At 58.4% G+C, this 18,758-nt stretch carries 17 protein-coding genes and 1 tRNA gene; 8 read left to right on the forward strand and 10 right to left on the reverse strand.

The window, feature by feature from the left end; genetic code table 11:
• Positions 1–95: 95 nt before the first annotated feature.
• From SKTS_RS19120 to serS, 6 genes are read left to right on the forward strand one after another with little or no spacing between them, the layout of a single operon-like run.
• Positions 96–2,387: a DNA translocase FtsK gene (locus SKTS_RS19120; protein WP_173064350.1), complete on the forward strand. Its 2,292-nt coding sequence runs from the start codon at positions 96–98 to the stop codon at positions 2,385–2,387.
• Entirely contained in the window at positions 2,380–2,862 is a 483-nt protein-coding gene (locus tag SKTS_RS10530) for a WbuC family cupin fold metalloprotein (RefSeq protein ID WP_173064353.1), read from the forward strand. Before SKTS_RS19120 ends, SKTS_RS10530 begins: the two co-directional genes overlap by 8 nt.
• Complete coding sequence (gene lolA / locus SKTS_RS10535) at positions 2,859–3,461, forward strand: outer membrane lipoprotein periplasmic chaperone LolA (RefSeq protein WP_173064356.1); 603 nt, start codon at positions 2,859–2,861, stop codon at positions 3,459–3,461. The genes SKTS_RS10530 and lolA overlap by 4 nt, the downstream gene beginning before the upstream one ends.
• On the forward strand, positions 3,454–4,764 hold the full coding sequence (locus SKTS_RS10540; RefSeq protein ID WP_173064359.1) for a replication-associated recombination protein A: 1,311 nt from the start codon (positions 3,454–3,456) through the stop codon (positions 4,762–4,764). The genes lolA and SKTS_RS10540 overlap by 8 nt, the downstream gene beginning before the upstream one ends.
• Positions 4,765–4,788: 24 nt before the next feature.
• On the forward strand, positions 4,789–5,154 hold the full coding sequence (locus SKTS_RS10545) for a GxxExxY protein (RefSeq protein ID WP_173064362.1): 366 nt from the start codon (positions 4,789–4,791) through the stop codon (positions 5,152–5,154).
• A gap of 36 nt (positions 5,155–5,190) precedes the next feature.
• Positions 5,191–6,471, forward strand: coding sequence for a serine--tRNA ligase (serS, locus tag SKTS_RS10550; RefSeq protein ID WP_173064365.1), 1,281 nt, complete (start codon positions 5,191–5,193; stop codon positions 6,469–6,471).
• Here the strand turns inward: serS and mltF are convergent.
• Positions 6,413–7,972 carry a membrane-bound lytic murein transglycosylase MltF gene (mltF, locus tag SKTS_RS10555; RefSeq protein ID WP_173064368.1) on the reverse strand — a complete coding sequence of 520 codons (1,560 nt, stop codon included), beginning with the start codon at positions 7,970–7,972 and terminating at the stop codon, positions 6,413–6,415. The genes serS and mltF overlap by 59 nt on opposite strands.
• A gap of 47 nt (positions 7,973–8,019) precedes the next feature.
• Between mltF and SKTS_RS10560 the strand changes: the two genes are divergently transcribed.
• Positions 8,020–8,109 (forward strand) — tRNA-Ser (locus SKTS_RS10560).
• Between the two features lie 101 nt (positions 8,110–8,210).
• On the forward strand, positions 8,211–8,369 hold the full coding sequence (locus SKTS_RS19185) for a DUF6538 domain-containing protein (RefSeq protein WP_425315632.1): 159 nt from the start codon (positions 8,211–8,213) through the stop codon (positions 8,367–8,369).
• A gap of 233 nt (positions 8,370–8,602) precedes the next feature.
• Here the strand turns inward: SKTS_RS19185 and SKTS_RS10565 are convergent, their stop codons facing one another.
• The 9 genes from SKTS_RS10565 to SKTS_RS10605 all read right to left on the reverse strand — a co-directional run bounded on the left by SKTS_RS10565 (position 8,603) and on the right by SKTS_RS10605 (position 18,666).
• Complete coding sequence (locus tag SKTS_RS10565; RefSeq protein WP_173064371.1) at positions 8,603–9,721, reverse strand: Fic family protein; 1,119 nt, start codon at positions 9,719–9,721, stop codon at positions 8,603–8,605.
• A 443-nt stretch (positions 9,722–10,164) separates the two neighbouring features.
• Positions 10,165–10,380, reverse strand: a complete 216-nt coding sequence (locus SKTS_RS10570) for a glycine zipper 2TM domain-containing protein (RefSeq protein ID WP_173064374.1) — start codon at positions 10,378–10,380, stop codon at positions 10,165–10,167.
• 55 nt (positions 10,381–10,435) lie between these two features.
• Positions 10,436–11,047, reverse strand: coding sequence for a hypothetical protein (locus SKTS_RS10575; RefSeq protein ID WP_173064377.1), 612 nt, complete (start codon positions 11,045–11,047; stop codon positions 10,436–10,438).
• 82 nt (positions 11,048–11,129) lie between these two features.
• Positions 11,130–11,333 (reverse strand): CsbD family protein, encoded by a 204-nt coding sequence (locus tag SKTS_RS10580; protein WP_173064379.1) that lies wholly within the window; start codon positions 11,331–11,333, stop codon positions 11,130–11,132.
• Positions 11,334–11,515: 182 nt separating this feature from the next.
• Positions 11,516–11,953: a hypothetical protein gene (locus SKTS_RS10585; protein WP_173064382.1), complete on the reverse strand. Its 438-nt coding sequence runs from the start codon at positions 11,951–11,953 to the stop codon at positions 11,516–11,518.
• Positions 11,954–12,156: 203 nt separating this feature from the next.
• Positions 12,157–13,002 carry a response regulator gene (locus SKTS_RS10590; protein ID WP_173064385.1) on the reverse strand — a complete coding sequence of 282 codons (846 nt, stop codon included), beginning with the start codon at positions 13,000–13,002 and terminating at the stop codon, positions 12,157–12,159.
• A 62-nt stretch (positions 13,003–13,064) separates the two neighbouring features.
• Positions 13,065–14,015: a GGDEF domain-containing response regulator gene (locus SKTS_RS10595; protein ID WP_173064388.1), complete on the reverse strand. Its 951-nt coding sequence runs from the start codon at positions 14,013–14,015 to the stop codon at positions 13,065–13,067.
• Positions 14,015–17,806: a PAS domain S-box protein gene (locus SKTS_RS10600; RefSeq protein WP_173064391.1), complete on the reverse strand. Its 3,792-nt coding sequence runs from the start codon at positions 17,804–17,806 to the stop codon at positions 14,015–14,017. The genes SKTS_RS10595 and SKTS_RS10600 overlap by 1 nt, the downstream gene beginning before the upstream one ends.
• 128 nt (positions 17,807–17,934) lie before the next feature.
• Positions 17,935–18,666 carry a Crp/Fnr family transcriptional regulator gene (locus tag SKTS_RS10605; RefSeq protein ID WP_173064394.1) on the reverse strand — a complete coding sequence of 244 codons (732 nt, stop codon included), beginning with the start codon at positions 18,664–18,666 and terminating at the stop codon, positions 17,935–17,937.
• Positions 18,667–18,758 lie beyond the last annotated feature (92 nt).

The following is an 18,758-nucleotide window of genomic DNA, read 5'->3' on the forward strand; positions in this document are numbered from 1 at the left end:
ATTGCCGCGATTTTATCAAGAATAGCCGTCTTCTTGGTGCGCGTTTGATTTTGTCTCATCTGCTATAATCAGCCAACCTTTTTGTACCACCATATATGGCAACGTCAAAAAACATTTCCACCAGCAAGCCCTCCGCCGGCAGTCCCTTTCCGCCCAAAATTTCCGGGCTGATGCGGGAGTCGTGGTGGCTGGCGCTGGTGGGCGTGGCGCTGTATTTCATCATGATTCTCGGCACTTACGACCGTGCCGATCCGGGCTGGTCGCACAGCGTCACGGTGGCTTCCGTGCATAATGCCGGCGGACAGGTGGGTGCCTGGCTGGCTGACATTTTTCTCTACCTGTACGGCCTTTCCGCTTATTGGTGGGCGGCGTTCTTCCTTTTCGCCATCGCCTGGGGCTATCGCCGCATCGACAGCGTCAACGAGGGCGACCGGCATTCGCTGTTCATCGCGTTCATCGGCTTCGTTATCATCATTCTCGCCAGCAGCGGCATCGAGGCGTTGCGCCTGTATAGCCTGAAAGTCGCCTTGCCATTGGCGCCCGGGGGCATGCTGGGCGCGGTGATCAGCGGTTTCCTGTGGAAATCGGTGGGGTTCACCGGGGCCACGCTGCTGTTGCTGTTCCTGATGGCCATCGGCCTGAGCTTTTTCATCGGCCTTTCCTGGCTCGAACTGATCGAGCGCGTCGGCGGCTGGGTGGAAGACAGTTATCATTTCGTCATCAATGCGCGTGAGGCGCGCCTGGACCGGCAGGCCGGCAAGGAAGCCGAGGCCGAGCGGGAGCACGTGGTCACGGAAGAGAAAAAACGCTTCGAGGATCACGAGCCTATCCATATCCAGGCACCGGTGGTCGAGATTCCGAAATCGGAGCGCATCGAGCGGGAAAAGCAGGTGCCGCTGTTCGAGAACATGCCGGATTCTCCCTTGCCGCCCCTGCACCTGCTGGATGAAGCCGACCAGAACACCGAATTCATCAGCCCCGAGACCCTGGAATACACCTCGCGCCTGATCGAACGCAAGCTGGCCGACTTCGGCGTCGAGGTGAAGGTCATCGCCGCCTATCCCGGCCCGGTCATCACCCGCTACGAGATCGAGCCGGCGGTGGGGGTGAAGGGCAGCCAGATCATGAACCTCATCAAGGACCTAGCGCGCGCCTTGTCGGTGGTGAGCATCCGTGTGGTGGAAACCATCCCCGGCAAGCACTACATGGGCCTCGAGTTGCCCAACCCGAAACGCCAGGTGGTGCGCCTGTCCGAGATTCTCGGTTCGCAGGCCTACGCCGGCATGAATTCTCCGCTTACCATCGCCATGGGCAAGGACATCGGCGGCCAGCCGGTGGTCGCGGACCTGGCCAAGATGCCGCATGTGCTGGTGGCGGGCACCACGGGTTCGGGTAAATCGGTGGCGGTGAACGCCATGATCCTGTCCCTGCTCTACAAGGCCGAACCGTCGCAGGTGCGTCTCATCATGGTCGACCCGAAAATGCTCGAGTTGTCCATTTACGAAGGCATCCCGCACCTGCTCGCGCCGGTGGTCACCGACATGAAGCATGCCGCCAACGCGCTCAACTGGTGCGTGGCCGAGATGGAGCGACGCTACAAGCTGATGTCGGCGCTCGGCGTGCGCAATTTGGCCGGCGCCAACCAGAAGATCCGCGACGCCAAGAAGGCCGGCACGCCGGTCACCAATCCTTTCAGCCTGACGCCCGATGCGCCCGAGCCGGTCGAGGAAATGCCTTTCATCGTGGTGCTGATCGACGAACTGGCCGACCTCATGATGGTGGTGGGCAAGAAGGTGGAAGAACTGATCGCCCGCCTGGCGCAAAAGGCGCGTGCCTCGGGCATCCACCTCGTGCTGGCCACCCAGCGTCCTTCGGTGGACGTCATCACCGGCCTGATCAAGGCCAATATCCCGACCCGTATCGCGTTCCAGGTGTCGAGCAAGATCGATTCGCGCACCATCCTCGACCAGCAGGGCGCCGAAGCGCTGCTCGGCCAGGGCGACATGCTCTACCTGCCGCCCGGCACCGGCTACCCGCAGCGGGTGCATGGCGCCTATGTGGCCGACAACGAAGTACACAAGGTCGTGGATTACCTGAAATCGCTGGGCGAACCGCAATACGTGGAAGGCATCCTGGACGGCGGCCTAGCCGACGGCGAAGGCGAGGCCGGGGAGGGTGGCGGCGACGTCGAAGCTGACCCGATGTACGACGAAGCCGTGTCAATCGTGATCAAATCGCGCCGCGCCTCGATCTCGGCGGTGCAGCGTCAGCTCCGGATCGGCTACAACCGGGCGGCGCGCTTGATCGAGCAAATGGAAAAGGCCGGGCTGGTATCGCCCATGCAAAGCAACGGCAACCGCGAAGTGCTGGTCCCGCACCATGAGTAAGGTGGAATTCATCGACCAGGCACTGCTGCAGCAAGTCGTCGAAAGCGCAGCCGCCTCTCCGCGCCGGCGCAAGAACTACAATTTCCACGCCGACGATGGCGATGCGAGCCACCGCCTGCTCAATGCTATGGAGACGGATTCCTACATTCCGCCGCACTGCCATCTTGATTCGAGCAAGGATGAGACAATATTGGTCCTGCGCGGCAAGATCGGCATGGTGCTGTTCGACGCCGCGGGCAAGCTGACCCGTACCGAAGTGCTGCAGGCCGGCGGCGTAACCCTCGGCATCAATATCCCGCACGGCCAGTTCCATACGCTGGTGGCGCTCGAGGCGGGCAGTGTGTTTTTCGAGTCCAAGGCCGGACCCTACGCGCCGTTGTCCGCGCAAGAGAAGGCCCCCTGGGCGCCCGCCGAAGACGCGCCCGACGCGGGTCGATATTTGGCACAACTCAAAGAGCTATTCGCAACAACATGAAAATACTCGCCTTATTGTTACTTCTGCCGAGCATGGCCTTGGCCTCCGGCGTGGATAGCCTGCACAACTTTCTGCTGCACAGCCACACCCTGCGGGCCCAGTTCACTCAGATGGTGGTGGACCGCAACGGCAAACAGGTGCAAAACGCCAGCGGCCTGATGCAGTTCTCGCGCCCGGGAAAATTCCGCTGGGTGTACGAAAAGCCCTATGCCCAGTTGATCGTCGGCGACGGCGTCAAAGTCTGGATGTTCGACGCCGACCTGAATCAGGTCACGGTGAAGAAACTCGACAAGGCGCTGGGCAGCACGCCAGCCGCCTTGCTGGCGGGAAACAACGAGATCGAGCGCAACTTCGACCTGATCGACGGCGGCCGTGGCGAAGGACTGGAATGGGTCGAGGCATCGCCCAGAACCCAGGACGGCAGCTTCGAGAAAATTCGCCTCGCCTTCAGGGATGGCACCCTGGCGGTGATGGAGCTGCGCGATCACTTCGGCCAGACCACCACCATCCGCTTCCTGCAGCTCGAACTGAACCCCAAGCTGGCGGCCAAGTTGTTCGTCTTTACCCCGCCCGCGGGCGCGGACGTCGTCGGTGACTGACCTGTTCTCCCAGACGCCGCAGAAGCCCCTTGCGGAACGCTTGCGGCCGAACACGCTGGACCAGGTGGTGGGCCAGTCGCACCTGCTCGGTCCAGGCAAGCCGCTGCGCATGGCGTTCGAATCCAGGAAGCTCCATTCCATGATCCTGTGGGGGCCCCCCGGGGTGGGCAAGACCACGCTGGCACGGCTCATGGCCGAGGCGTTCGACGCTGAGTTCATCGCGTTGTCGGCGGTGTTTTCCGGCGTCAAGGATATCCGCGAGGCGATCCAGAAAGCCGAACTTGCGCTGCAACAGTACGGCAGGCATACCATCCTGTTCGTAGACGAAGTGCACCGCTTCAACAAGTCCCAGCAGGACGCTTTCCTGCCGTACGTCGAGCAGGGGCTGGTGACCTTCATCGGCGCCACCACGGAAAATCCTTCCTTCGAGGTCAACAGCGCGCTGTTGAGCCGGGCGCAGGTCTACGTCCTCATGCCGCTCTCGGATGAGGATCTTGGCACCCTTTTCGACCGCGCCTGCCGCGAGGCGCTGCCGGGCATGCAGTTCAATCCCGCCGCCAAGGATCTGCTGATCGGCTATGCCGACGGCGATGCGCGCCGCCTGCTTAATCTCATGGAACAGATCAACAATGCGGCAATAAGCAAGAATATTCAGGATATTGTCGAAGAATTCATCCAGAATACTTTAAGTCAGAGCGCACGCCGTTTCGACAAGGGCGGCGACCAGTTCTACGACCAGATTTCGGCCCTGCACAAATCCGTGCGCGGCTCCAGTCCCGATGCCGCGCTCTACTGGCTGTGCCGCATGCTCGACGGCGGCGCCGACCCGCTGTATCTGGGCCGCCGCATCGTGCGCATGGCGAGCGAGGACATCGGCCTGGCGGACCCGCGCGCCCTGCGCCTGGCGCTCGATGCCTGCGAGGTGTATGAAAGGCTGGGCAGCCCTGAGGGCGAGCTGGCTTTGGCCCAGGCCGTGCTCTACCTGGCCGCCGCGCCCAAAAGCAACGCCGCCTACGTGGCATATAATGACGTCCGCGCCTTCATCCGCAACGACAAATCCCGCGCCGTGCCGGAGCATTTGCGCAATGCGCCGACCAAGCTGATGAAAGAACTCGGCTTCGGACGCGAATACCGCTACGCCCACGACGAGCCGGACGCTTATGCCGCTGGGGAAAACTATTTCCCGGACGAAGTTAAAGCGGTGAATTTCTATCGCCCCACGCCCAGAGGAATGGAAGGCAAGATCGGCGAACGACTGGCCTATTTGCGTACGCTTGATCGTGAGGCCGGAAAGAAAAAATAAGCCACAGAGAGCACAGAGAAAGACATGGCAGATGAAATAACCGAGAAAGTAATCGGCGCGGCTATTGAAGTGCACAAAACCTTGGGGCCGGGCTTATTGGAATCTGTTTACGAAGAGGCGCTTTGCCATGAATTCGGACTCAGAACGATTGGATTTCAAAGACAACTTTCCGTTGATGTTCATTACAAGGATCATGTGATTGGTGGCCAGCGCCTTGATTTGCTGGTCGAGAATGAAGTGGTAGTCGAAATAAAATCATTGCGAAGTCTGCCTGAAATGGCGATGGCTCAAGTGCTTTCCTATTTGAAAGCAACTGGCCTGAAGCGCGGTTTGATAGTCAATTTTGGTGAGAAGCAGTTGATCAATGGAATCAAACGCATTTCTCTGTGATCTCTGTGTCCTCTGTGGCCAAGTTTTGGAGTTTTCATGTTAGATATTCAATTAATACGTAACGACCTGGAAGACGTGGCAAGGCGTTTGGAGAGCAGGGGATTCACCCTCGACACGGTCGCTTTCCAGGAGCTGGAGCAGGACCGCAAAGTCACCCAGACCAGTACCCAGGAACTGCAGGCCAAGCGCAATGCCACTTCCAAGCAGATCGGGCATGCCAAGTCCAAAGGCGAGGATGTTTCCGCCATCATGGCGGAAGTGGCGAATCTGGGCGACGAGCTGAAGGCTGCCGAAGATAAGCTGGGCTTCATCCAGCTCAAGATGCAGGAGCTACTTTCCGGCATCCCCAATCTGCCGCATGAAAACGTGCCAGTCGGCAAGTCTGAGGCGGACAACGTGGAAGTGCGCCGCGTTGGCGTGCCGCGCAGCTTCGATTTTGCGCCGAAGGATCACGTCGACGTGGGCGAGGGGCTGAAGCAGCTCGATTTCGCCACGGCGGGAAAAATCAGCGGCGCCCGCTTCACCCTGCTCAAGGGACAGATGGCCCGCATGCACCGTGCCCTGGCGCAATTCATGCTCGACGTCCACACCCAGGAACATGGCTACACCGAAGTCTACGTGCCATACCTGGTCAACGCCGATTCCATGCGCGGTACAGGGCAGTTGCCGAAGTTCGAGGCGGACCTGTTCTCGGTGCAGAAAAACGAAAACGAAAAACTTTACCTGATCCCCACCGCCGAAGTTCCGGTGACCAACATGGTGCGCGACGAAATCGTGGCGGCCGAGGACCTGCCGCTGAAATTCGTATCCCACACCCCGTGTTTCCGCTCTGAAGCCGGTTCCTACGGCAGGGACACGCGCGGCATGATCCGCCAGCATCAGTTCGACAAGGTGGAACTGGTGCAGATGGTGCGTCCGGAAGACTCTTACCAGGCGCTGGAAGCGTTGACCTGCCACGCCGAGTCGATTCTTAAGAGGCTAGAGTTGCCTTACCGCGTCATGGCGCTGTGCAGCGGCGACATGGGTTTTTCCGCGGCCAAGACCTACGATCTGGAAGTGTGGCTGCCGGCACAGAACACCTACCGTGAAATTTCCTCCTGCAGCAATTTCGAGGCGTTTCAGGCGCGTCGCATGCAGGCGCGCTTTCGCGGCGACAAGGGCAAGCCGGAACTGCTGCATACCCTGAATGGTTCCGGCCTGGCGGTGGGGCGCACTCTGGTGGCGATCCTGGAGAACTACCAGAATGCCGACGGCAGCGTCAGCGTACCGGCCGCTCTGCAGCCTTATTTAGGCGGAATGCAGAAGTTGGAGGCTTGAGGCCCTGCCCGGTCTTGCCTGCGCTCAGGCTGTAACGCTCTGAGCTGGTGGCCTCCGCCGCCGGCTTGGCAACTTGCGGGGCTGATTTGGCGTCCGCGGCGGAAAACACGCGCTGGTAGGGTTTTTCGAATTTTGCCAGGATGTCGTAATAGGTGCGCACGTTCTCGACGAAAATCACCGTTTCGCCGCCCCGCGCATAACCATGCTTGACCTCGGCGTTGTATTCGGACTTGGCCAGCATTGGCAGGGTGGATTTTAGATCGGTCCAGGAATCGGGATTAAGCTTCTTCTTCTTTGCAAGTATGCGCGCATCTTCGAGGTGCCCGTAACCCACGTTGTACGCAGCTAGCGCGATCCAGGTGCGATCCGGTTCGGGGATTCTGTCGGGCACGGTGTCTTTCAGATACAGCACGTAACGCGCCCCGGCCAGGATGCTCTGCTTCGGGTCAAGACGGTCGGTAACGCCCATGCGGTCGGCGGTTTCACCCGTCAGCATCATCAGGCCGCGCACCCCGGTGGGCGAGGTGGCGAGCGCATCCCAGTGTGATTCCTGGTAGCCGATGGCAGCCAGAAGGCGCCAGTCCAGTTCGGTCGTTTCCTGAGCCCGGTGGAAGAAACGGCGCAGCTTGGGCAGCAAGGCATTTCCAGCCACCAGGAAACCTTCCACATCGGCGCGTTCAAGGCGTTTGACGTGCCCATAATAGCGGTCCAGCAGTCGTTTTAATGTGCCATCCTTTTGAATCCGCGCGAAGAATTCCTGAGCCTTCTCATACAGGAATGGGTCCACATCCTTGGGGAAAGCCCAGGCCAGAGGCTGCTTGTCAGTCAGGTTAAAGGCAACGCCAAGCTCGGGATGAAAATTGTTGCTGACCGCGACAATATTGGAATCGGCGATCACTATATCTGCTACGCCCAGAGCAACCTTATCCAACAGATCCTCGCTCTCCTGTGCGGGGCTTTCCTTCCAGGCCAAGTTGGGATAGTGTTTTTTTTCTGCTTTCAGGCGCTCAGCATAGCTTGATCCTGCGACGACCTCGATGCGTTTCCCGATCAACTCTTTGATGTTCGAAGGCTTTTCACTGGCGGTGTTATAAACCACCTGCTGCACCACAGTCTGGTATGGTGTGGAAAATTTGAAATGCTGCTGCCGCTCAGGCGTGAGGCTAAGTCCTGCGGCGGCCAGATGAGCCTGGTGATTTTCCAGGAAAGGCAGGATTTCATTGAACTGCTTTGCGACCACGAAGCGCACCTGAACGCCCAGGTCCTTGGCAAACAGTTCGGCCAGATCATGTTCCAGTCCGGCCTGTTTACCTTCCGCATCTTCGTAATAAGTCGTCGGGCTATTGCGGGTGATCACCACCAACTCGCCGCTTTGCTGCACTGACGGTAGGGGCTTGGGAGGGGATTTGTAGTTGCAACCGGCCAAACCGGCGCACAAAAAAATGGCTAAAATCCGGATACGCATGGCCGAAGTGTGGCCGAGATTATAAAATTTGTCCATGCCACGGCTTTGATATGAACGATAAGCACGGTAGAATGGCGGCCACCGGAGAGGTGGCAGAGTGGTCGAATGTACCTGACTCGAAATCAGGCGTAGGTTCAAACCTACCGTGGGTTCGAATCCCACCCTCTCCGCCAATTCAATTACAAGCTATTGATGCGACAATAAAATAGCTGAATCAAAGACTTCAGTCAGTCCTGGTGCTACACAAAACTGTGACACAGACCAGGAACTGGACATGTGCCATCTCGCTCTGCGCGGCAAAGTTTATCAATTCCGGATGCGCGTCCCCCGTGACCTCCTGATTCATTATGATCGCAACGAGTTCTATCACAGACTCAAAACCACAGATCGCTCCAAGGCGAAAGTACTGGCTGCCGGAATCGCCCCGTACTAGCTAGACACCTTTAAGCCTTAACCTTGAGGCAACAAGGTGGGCTCTACCTGGCGGTCGTGCTGGATATGTTCTCCCTGCAGATCATTGGCTGGTCGATGCAGTCGCGCATGGAAACCGATCTGCCCCTCAATGCCCACTGGACGCACTACGAAAGTGACCCGATTGGACTCCAGGGAGGAATTAATATCGTCACGATGCCCACGAGCCAAGTCAATTCCAGAAGACGCGGCTACTCACAGGTCGTTCAGTTCATAGCTGGTACTGCGCCCGCCCGCATCCGATTTCCGCAGCACGCTCCGCGCAAGCAGGTCGTTGATGTCGCGCAGGGCCGTGTCCGGCGAACATTTGGCAATAGCTGCCCACTTGCTGCTGGTGAGCTTGCCTTCGAAGCCGTCAAGCATCCGATTGAGCAGCTTCACCTGTCGCTCGTTCAATGGTGTGGTCGCCCAGCGCTGCCAGAAACGCGCCTTGATCAGCACGGCGTCAAGCGTATGCTGTGCCTGATCGACGGCGCGATGGAGGGCGTCGAGGAACCAGGCGAGCCACTCGGTGACATCCATCGACCGCTTCTGGGTCCGCTCCAGGATGTCGTAGTAGGCCTTGCGCTCCCGCTGGATCTGCGCCGACAAACTGTAGAAACGCTGCGGACTACCGTCGGCACGCGCCAGAAGCAAGTCACCGATAGCCCGGGCGATACGACCATTGCCGTCGTCGAACGGGTGCAAGGTGACGAACCACAGATGGCCGAGACCAGCCTTGAGCAGCGCCGGTTCGTTCGATGCGCCATTCACCCAGTCGAGGAATCGGCTGGTTTCGGCCTCCAGACGGTCGGCGGGCAGCGCCTCGAAATGCACCCGCTGGCGGCCGAGGGGGCCAGACACCACTTGCATCGGGCCGTTGGCATCATCGCGCCAGCCGCCGACCTTGATCTTGGAGAGGCCGGAGTAGCCGGTGGGAAACAGCGCGGCATGCCAGCCGAACAGACGCTCCCGTGACACAGGTGCATGGCAGTTGGCGGTGGCATCAAGCACCATCTCGACTATGCCTTCGACGTGTCGATCCACCGGGGCCAGGGCACCGATGTCCACGCCCAGCCTGCGGGCGATGGACGAACGCACGGATTGGACATTGAGCTGCTCACCCTCGATCTCGCTGGTCATGACCACGTCTTCGGTGAGCGCCGCGAGGCTCGCCTGATCGCGCAGCGCCATGCCCACGTCGGCCAGGCGCCCCATCAAGAGCCCTTGGGCGCGACTAACATCGGCCAAGGGCTCAGCCAGTGCCGCCAAGTCGAAGCACCAGGTCGCCCAGTCACTGGCCTGCCATATGTATTTGTAAGCGCCGCTATTCATGCGGAGATTATGAGCCGCAATCTCCGCATCAGCAAGTTATTCGCCGCATGATGTGCGGTGATAGTCGGGCTTTTCCCCGCAAAGAAGGCTGATACGATCTTGGCCATCCTCAACCCGCAAGTGCGTTGCCACGATTGGAATGTGGGGGGGGCAGGTCATGACTCCGCGTGCGGCTATTGGAAGTCGGATTGGTTGGTGTCAACTCAGATTTTTTGGATGCCCGCAGCCAAAATACAACAAGAATTGCGAATTGTGAGTATTCGGCCGGCTAACGCCCTTTCCTACGCAGCAGAATTTATCAATTTCTGATCACGAGGCGTCGTGATACGGCTTTACATTCGTTAGCCCTCACCGAAGCGTGAGCAGTGTTCCATAAGGCATTCAGACGCGCCTGCCCTCATGGGCTCATGGGCTGGCGCGGCTGTTGGGTGGGCGAGAAGAGGTTATTTGTTGATCTCGTGGCCAATGACGCCGCCGACCGCAGCGCCGCCCACCGTGCCCGCGGCGCTGCCGCCGGTCAGGACGGAGCCGCCCACGGCGCCGACGCCGGCACCGATCGCGGTATTCTTATCCTGTTGCGACATTCCGGCGCACCCCGCCAAGCCGAATAGCACGGTTGCTGCTGCCGCATTCACGGCCAGTTTTTGTATCGTATTCATTGGGAATACCTCCTGTGTTAAAAACATCCGGGCCAGGTAATTCCTGGCCCTTTGCTTACTTGCCGTAACGCTTCTTGGCTTCGTTTACACAACTGTCCTTGGCGTCGCCAGACATGGCATCGCATTTTTCTTTCGCCACCGCATAATCCGCGTCGCGCTTGTCAGCTGCTGCGTCCTGACGTGCTTCGCTGCCTTTTTCTTGCGCTTTTTCGCGAGCGGCCGAGCTATCTTCGTTGGCTGTTGCATTTGCCTTCGAGGTTTTCAACTGTGCCTTGGCGTCAGCTTTTGCGTGCACCAGGGCGGCTTTCGCTTCTTTCACACAGACATCCTTGACGTTGCCCGCTTTGTCATCGCACTTTTCTTTGGCCACGGCGTAATCTGCTTCCGCTTTGGCAACACTTACTTCGTAGCTGGCCTTTTTAGAGGGCTTGTAGCTTGCTTCAAGTTCGGCTTTTGCGACCTTTTCCTTGCCTTTTGCTTCGGCCATGCAAATGTCCTTGGCGTTAGCAGCTAATGAACCACAATTCTCCTTTGCGGCCTTGTAGTCGGCCTCGATATTTTTCTCGGCTGCCTTGTATTCGCTTTTCGGCATGTTTTCCGCCATGGCGCTAACGCTGTATGCAAGACTCATGGCCAGCACGATCGAACTGATATTGATTTTATTCATGGTTATGTTCCTTAAATGTTGTTTGTTTATTGAAGCGATGTGCGGCGAAATTTTCCCCCACACGGGTCAGGCATTACCGTGCTTAATCTTTCTGGCGAGCTTGCCAATCGGCAATCTGCTTTTCTGCTTCGTCCTTGCTGATGCCGTAAATTTCCTGAATCTTTCCGGCAAGCTGATCGCGTTTGCCGGCAATCACGTCCAGATGATCATCGGTGAGTTTGCCCCACTGCTCTTTGACATTGCCCTTCAGTTGTTTCCAGTTACCTTCGATACGATCCCAGTTCATTGCCGTCTCCTAATCCGAGTTGGTTTTCGAGGCGGGGCGCTTGGCGCGGGATGGCAAGTTTCCAGCCTCGATGTGCTCAATTTATCGAGGGTGCCACGTCGTGTCTGTGCGCTGGCGTACAAACAAAAAACCCTGCCGAAGCAGGGTTTGGCTCAACACAGGCTGATTGTCACGCCGATGCCCTAGCGATTGCGTCCGTGATCGTTGCGGTTATGGTCGTTCCCGTTGTTGCGGCGGCCATCCCCTCTGTTTTCGTCACGGCGCTGATCGCGGCGCCCACCATGTCGTTCCTGGTAACGCGGGACATATTCGCGGTTGTACCAGCTATCTTTTACAAAGTAGACCCGCTCGCCGCAGGCGTTGTATTTGTGGCAGTTCTTGCTCCAATGTTTGGCGTGGCCAGGCGGCACGCGCAGATAGATCGGCGGGCGGTTCATCGGGACCCGCTGGATTGCTATCGGTCGTTGATAGATCACTTGTGGCTGAGGATAGTCGCCGATGTCGAGCCGGCCATAGAAACCGGGTTGGCCGATGCTGACCGAAACGCCAACGTCAGCAGCATGTGCCAGGGGGGTGATGGTGACAGCGGTTAGTGCCGCCGCGAGCAGAACACGTTTCATGTCGAATCTCCTTTTGTCAGTGGCAATTGGCCGTAGCACTTATGGAAGGCCGCCACCAAGAATATTTTCAGCGCTCAACAGTACAGGTGTAGCGGTGACGCAACGCCAATGCACAGATGATCCGGTTATTCTGAAAAATTGTCCGTTCGCTGGCGTACATAGCGCTGGCGGAAGAAAGCTGGTTCCGTTTTGCGCAACACTACCTAGTGCTTCGGCGTCGGTTCATCGCTGGGGCGCATCGTTTCGGTCACGTCCTTGCCAATCCCTCGGTAGCCGGTATAGCGGCCGGAGGAGTCGAACATCGGTTCCCCGCTTACCATCAGGTATTGCCGCGAACCGTCGAGATTGGCCCGGCTATAGACGAAATCCAGGAACGGTCGCCTGGCGGCCAGGTTCGCCCCGAGTTCTTTTCGCTCGCTGGCATCCCAGCGCGCTTCCTGATCATCCCCTGTCGGCACATCTTCGCTCCTGATTCCCAGCATCTCGAACACCGGGCCGAAAACCTTGGTGAAGTGCCCGTTCTCGTCCTGTTCCCAGTACCAGTCTGACGACAGCTCGGTCAGGCGGCGAAAACGTGCTTCGCTTGCGCGCAATTCGGCGGTCCGGTCCTGCACCGCCTGTTCCAGCACCTTGTTGGAATTTTCAAGTTTTCTGTATAACAGCCGGACTTCCAACATGTTATGGATGCGCGTCTGTACTTCGAGCAGATCGAACGGCTTGCTGACGAAATCTTTCGCGCCGCCGGCGAGAGCACGCAGTTTGTGGTCCGGCTGGGCGGTGATCACGAGTACCGGAAGATAGCTCGCCGTTTCGATCACCTTGAGGCCTTCCATCACCTTGAACCCGTCCATGCCGGGCATCTGCAGATCGAGCAGGATCAGGTCGTAACGGTTCTGGCGATACAACTCGCAGACGGCATAGGGATCCGTCGTCGACGTAATGCAGGTGTAACCGGCATCACGCAGCATTTCACCCAGCAACTGCACATTGGCAGGCTGATCGTCGACGACCAGAACGCTTGCGTTGAGAATTTCTTGTTCGCTAATCATTTTGTGTCCTCGTTCCTTCATTCGCATAGGGCTCGGCCCTATCAAGTCAGGACATTGCTATCTCAACTATGCGCATCGCCCGCGGGTTGCGATGCGATTCGATAGTCGTTCTTGCCTGTGCGCTTCGCCTCATACAAGGCCAGATCCGCGCTCTTCATCAGCGTCTCCACGTCCTCGCCATGCGTGGGATAAATGGCAACACCGACGCTGGCGGTCATGCTCACGTCGCGGCCTTGAATGCTGTAGGGCTGCGATACTGCCTTCATTACTTTCGATGCGAGATCCACTGCATCGTCCGCGTTACTTAATTCCCACAACGCGATCACGAATTCGTCGCCGCCCAGGCGTGCCACTGTGTCTTCCTGTCTCACCGCGGCCACCAGTCGAGCGGCAACCATGCTCAGCAGCGTATCGCCGGCATCGTGGCCCAAGGTGTCGTTGAGCAGCTTGAATCCATCGAGATCCAGATACATGACTGCCATAATGCGCTTGTTTCTGCGTGCATAAGCGATGGACAGCGAAAGCCTCTCCATCAAGAGGCGTCTATTCGGCAGTCCGGTCAGCTCATCATGCAGCGCCAGCGATGCCATCTTACGGCTGAAATGCTCGAGCTGCTTGTACAACAGCCGCACTTCCAGCATGTTGTGAATGCGCGTTTTGGCCTCCATCATGTCAAATGGTTTGCTGATGAAATCTTTCGCGCCAGACGTCAGCGCCCGCAGCATGTGGCCCGGCTGCGCCGTGATCACGAGTATCGGGAGATAGTCGCCGGTTTTGAGCTCCTTCAGTTTTTCCATCACCTGGAAACCATCCATGCCGGGCATCTGCAGATCGAGCAGAATCAGGTCGTAGTGGTTGTCGCGATGCAGCGCATAGACGCTATGTGGATCCATCGTCGAGGTAACGGAGCAATAGCCGGCTTCGCGCAGCATTTGCTCCATCAACTGCACATTGGTTTCCTGGTCGTCCACGATCAGAATGCGGGCATTATGAAAATCGGCAGTAGTTACCATCACGGGGATCCGGGGTTAATTGTGCTGTGTGCCTCTGCATCCGCAAGTTCCAGTGCCATGTCCAGGGCGGTTACGAACTCATTGACTTTGATCGGCTTGGTGAGATAGCGGAAGAATCCCGCCTCCAGGCCTTTCTCGATATCGCGTGGCATGGCATTGGCGCTGATGGCAAGCACCGGGATGTGCGCCGTTAGCGGATCTTCGCGCAGGATTTTCAGCGCCTGGAAACCGCTGATGCCTGGCAGATTGATGTCCATCAGGATCACATCCGGGAGATGCGCGCGTGCAAGCGCTATGCCGAGATTGCCGTCGTGCGCGCTCAGCATGCGTACATTCGGCTGGCCCTCGACGATTTGCTCGACCAGCATCAGGTTGGCGGGATTGTCCTCCACATAGAGCAGGGTGCGCGGCATCCCGTTTCCCTGGTGTTGCGGAGCAAGTTCAGCGGGCACGGCATTGCCCGAGGCGAGTTGCGGCGTAACGTCCCGCATCAGTTCGATCCAGAACTCGCTGCCCACGCCGACGGTGCTTTCCACGCCGATTGTGCCACCCATCATTTCGACCAGTTTCTTGGTTACCACCAGACCGATGCCGGTTCCTTCTTCGTTGCCGGACTCCTGCCCGAGACGATTGAACGGCTGAAACAGTTGCGCCAGCTTGTCCGGCGGCAACCCTGCGCCGCTGTCCTTGATGCTGATGCGTATGCGGTCCGGGGCATCCGCAGTGCACTTCACTTCGACTGTGCCATGCTCGCGGTTGTACTTGATCGCATTGGAAAGCAGGTTGATCAGAACCTGCTTGACCCGTGTTCGGTCGGCATTGGCATACCAGGTTTTGTCGAAGGGGAGAAAGTCGATATGGACATCGCGTTGTTGTGCCTGCGGTTCGATCATGGCCTGGCATTCATGCATCACATCGATCAGCGAAACCGGTTCTCGTGACAGTGACAGCTTGCCGGACTCGATTACCGCGAGATCGAGGATTTGGTTGATCAGTTCCAGCAGATACCAACCTGCCTTGATGATCTGGTGCAACTTTATAGTCTGGGCGGACGTTGGGGCTGGTGTGCCGCTTTCCAGCAGCTGGGCGAAGCCGAGGATGGCATTGAGCGGTGTGCGTAGCTCATGGCTCATGCTGGAAAGGAAATCCGATTTGGCGAGGTTGGCTTTTTCCGCCACGAACTTGGCGCTCTCCAGTTCGACGTTCTTGTCCTGCAGCACCTGATCCAGGCGTTTGCGTTCGGTGACGTCGCGCGCAGCGGCAAACACGCCCTGCAATATGCCGTCGCGGTCGTAGAAGGTGCTCGCGTTGTAGGAAACCACGGTTTCCTTGCCGTCCCTGGCCCGTGCGGTGAGTTCGTAGTCGGTGATTTTCTTTTCGTTCAGCACCAGTTTTATGCCTGCCTCGGCACGGTCTGGGTCGGTAAAGTAGTTCTTGAATGGCGTGCCGATCAACTCGTCGCGCGTACAGCCGGTGAGCGTCTCCATCTGCTTGTTGACGTCTGAAATGATCCCGGACGGATCGGTAGTCATGATCGCATCGATGTTGAATTCGATCAGTGAGCGCGTGTAGAACTGATAGTCGCGCAACTGCTGATCGAGCAGCCTCTGCTCTGCTTCGACCTGCTTGCGCGCGGTGTTGTCGGTGCCGATCAATAGATAGCCGATAATTGCGTTTTGAGCGTCGCGCAGCGCCGTGACCGACACCACCGCCGGGAAGCGGCTACCGTCCTTGCGGATATAGGTCAGTTCGTAAATATCCTCGATACCGCGCGAGGCCTTGAACACCAATGCCTCGAACCCCGGCGTAATCGGGGTTTCGAGCTCGACGCTCAACGCCCTGGCACGCGCGATCACCTCCTGCGGATCGGAAATGTCAGCCGGCGTGATTTTGTTCATCACTTCAGCGGCCGCGTAGCCCAGCATGCGCTCGGCGCCGACGTTGAAGATCTGGATGACGCCCTTTGCGTCGGTGGCGATACTCGAAAAATTGGCGCTATTGAAAATCGCGCTCTGCAAGGCTCCCGCCTTGATTTCGGTGCCGATCAGCAAATAGCCGATAATTGCGTTTTGAGCGTCGCGCAGTGCGGTGACCGACACGACCGCCGGGAAGCGGCTGCCATCCTTGCGGATGTAGGTTAGCTCGTAGATGTCTTCGATGCCGCGCGAGGCCTTGAACACCAGAGCCTCGAAGCCTGGAGTAATCGGGGTTCCAAGCTCGATGCTCAATGACTTGGCGCGCGCAATCAATTCCTGCGGATCGGAAATGTCGGCCGGGGTGATCTTGTTCATCACGTCGGCGGCTGCGTAACCCAGCATGCGCTCGGCGCCGACGTTGAAGATCTGGATGACGCCCTTTGCGTCGGTGGCGATACTCGAAAAGTTTGCGCTGTTGAAAATCGCGCTCTGCAGCGCTCCCGCTTTGAGCAGCGCCTCTTCCGCCTGCTTGCGCGCGGTGATATCACGTAAAATGCCGGTGAAGTAGCGCTGGCCGCCTAGCCACATCTCGCCTACCGCCATCTCCATCAGGAAAACGCTGCCATCCTTGCGCCGCCCCACAACCTCGCGGCCGAGGCCGATGGCGCGCGCCTCATCGCTCGCACTGTAATATTCGAGGGATCCATTTCCATTGCGCTGATCCCGATCAAGCTCGGGTATCAGCAGGCTGAAGTTTTGTCCGACGAGTTCCGCTGCGCTATAGCCAAACATGCGCTCGGCGGCCGGGTTAACTGTCTCGACCAGACCGCCGCGGGCATGGAGGGTGATGATGCCGTCCACCACGGTATTGAGTATCGTCTGGATCAGCGCGGTATTGTCGCGCAAGGCCTGCTGCGAAGCATATTCTTCGGTGACATCGCGGAACACCAGCACGGCACCGATCACCCGACCATCGCGGTCGCGGATCGGTGCGCAACTGTCGGCGATGTCGCATTCGCGGCCATCGCGCGCAATCACTATGGTGTGGTTGGCCAGGCCCTGTACCGTGCCATGCGCCAGGGTTTCCAATACCGGGATCGTGGAGGGCTGGCGGGTTTCCTTGTTGATGATGCGAAAAATCTCGTCCACCGGGCGCCCCGTGGCTTCCGCTTGTGTCCAGCCGGTGAGGTGTTCGGCAAGTGGGTTCAGGATGGTTACGCGCGCTTGGGCATCGGTGGCGATCACTGCGTCGCCGATGGAGTTGAGCGTAACCGCGAGCTTTTCCTCGCTGGCCTGCAAGGTGACGTTGGATTGCTGCAGTTGCTTATTCGTCTCCTCCTGAATCTCGAGCAAATGCTGCCGCTCTGCCTCGATCTGCTTGCGCGCGGTGTTGTCGGTGCCGATCAACAGGTAACCGATGATCGCGCCCTGGGCATCGCGCAGCGCCGTAACCGACACGACTGCCGGGAAGCGGCTGCCATCCTTGCGGATGTAGGTCAGCTCGTAGATATCCTCGATGCCACGCGAGGCCTTGAAAACCAGGGCCTCGAAGCCGGGTTTGATCGTGGTTTCCAGTTCCAGGCTCAGTGTTTTGGCGCGCGCAATCACTTCCTGGGGATCGGAAATGTCGGCCGGGGTGATCTTGTTCAGAACATCGGCGGCTGCGTAGCCCAGCATGCGCTCGGCACCGATGTTGAATATCTGGATGACGCCCTTTTCGTCGGTGGCGATGCTTGAAAAATTGGCGCTGTTGAGAATCGCGTTTTGCAATGCGCCGGTTTTAAGCAAGGTCTCCTGGCGCCGGACTTCGGTGATACCCTCTGCCGCACCTGCAGCAAGGTTGAGAAGGGCGGAAGCGCGGATTTCTTGGTGCATTACTGGCCTCTGTTAATGCGCGAATTTGGATGAACTTTGATCGTAACGATCAATCCTGAAGACTTCGGTGCGTTAGCACACATAAAGACGCAAATCTTTTGCACAGAGAAGGGGTAAAGCGGGACGGGCTAGGAAAAATCGTGGCGATTTCGGACATCGCACAGCAGGCGATCGAATTCCTGTTTGACCACCGCATAGCATTCACACACGTGGGACTCCAGCCCCGAGCGGTCAAGCACGGTGATGTGCCCGCGGCGGTAACTGATCAAGCCCGTGCGCTGCAGATTTCCGGCGGCTTCGGTGATGCCTTCGCGGCGTACGCCGAGCATGCTGGCAATCAGTTCCTGAGTCATGGTCAATTCACGCGACGGCAGGCGATCGAGGGTCAGCAACAGCCAGCGGCACAGTTGCTGCTCCACCGAATGATGCCGGTTGCAGACCGCCGTTTGCGACACCTGCGTAATCAATGCCTGGGTGTAACGCAGCAGCAAGCGCATCAGCGGCCCGGCACGATTGAATTCCTCCAGCAGCGAGCGCGCCTTCAGGCGGAAGCCGTGGCCCGCGGTCTGAACGATGGCCCGGCTGGGTGTGGTATTGCCGCCCATGAAAAGAGAAATGCCGAGTACGCCCTCATTACCCACGCCCGCGATTTCGGACGACGCGCCGTTCTCCATCACGTAATGCAGGGAGACGATGGCGGTGGTCGGGAAATAAGCGTGGTGCAACTGGCCGCCGGATTCATAAAGCACTTCGCCCAGCGGCATCGCAACGAGTTCAAGATGGGGCGCGATGCGCTCGAACTCGGCTGAGGGCAGGGCGGCGAGAAGATGATTTTGATTGGGGCTGGGCGGGGTATTCATATGCGGTTTCCGAAAAACGCCTGAAAGAAACATGCGCATCACGCATGCAGCATACACGCTTTGCACGACCTGGCGTATGGACGAACATTGCG

The organism is Sulfurimicrobium lacus (assembly GCF_011764585.1).
In the GTDB taxonomy this organism is placed as follows: Bacteria; Pseudomonadota; Gammaproteobacteria; order Burkholderiales; family Sulfuricellaceae; genus Sulfurimicrobium; species Sulfurimicrobium lacus.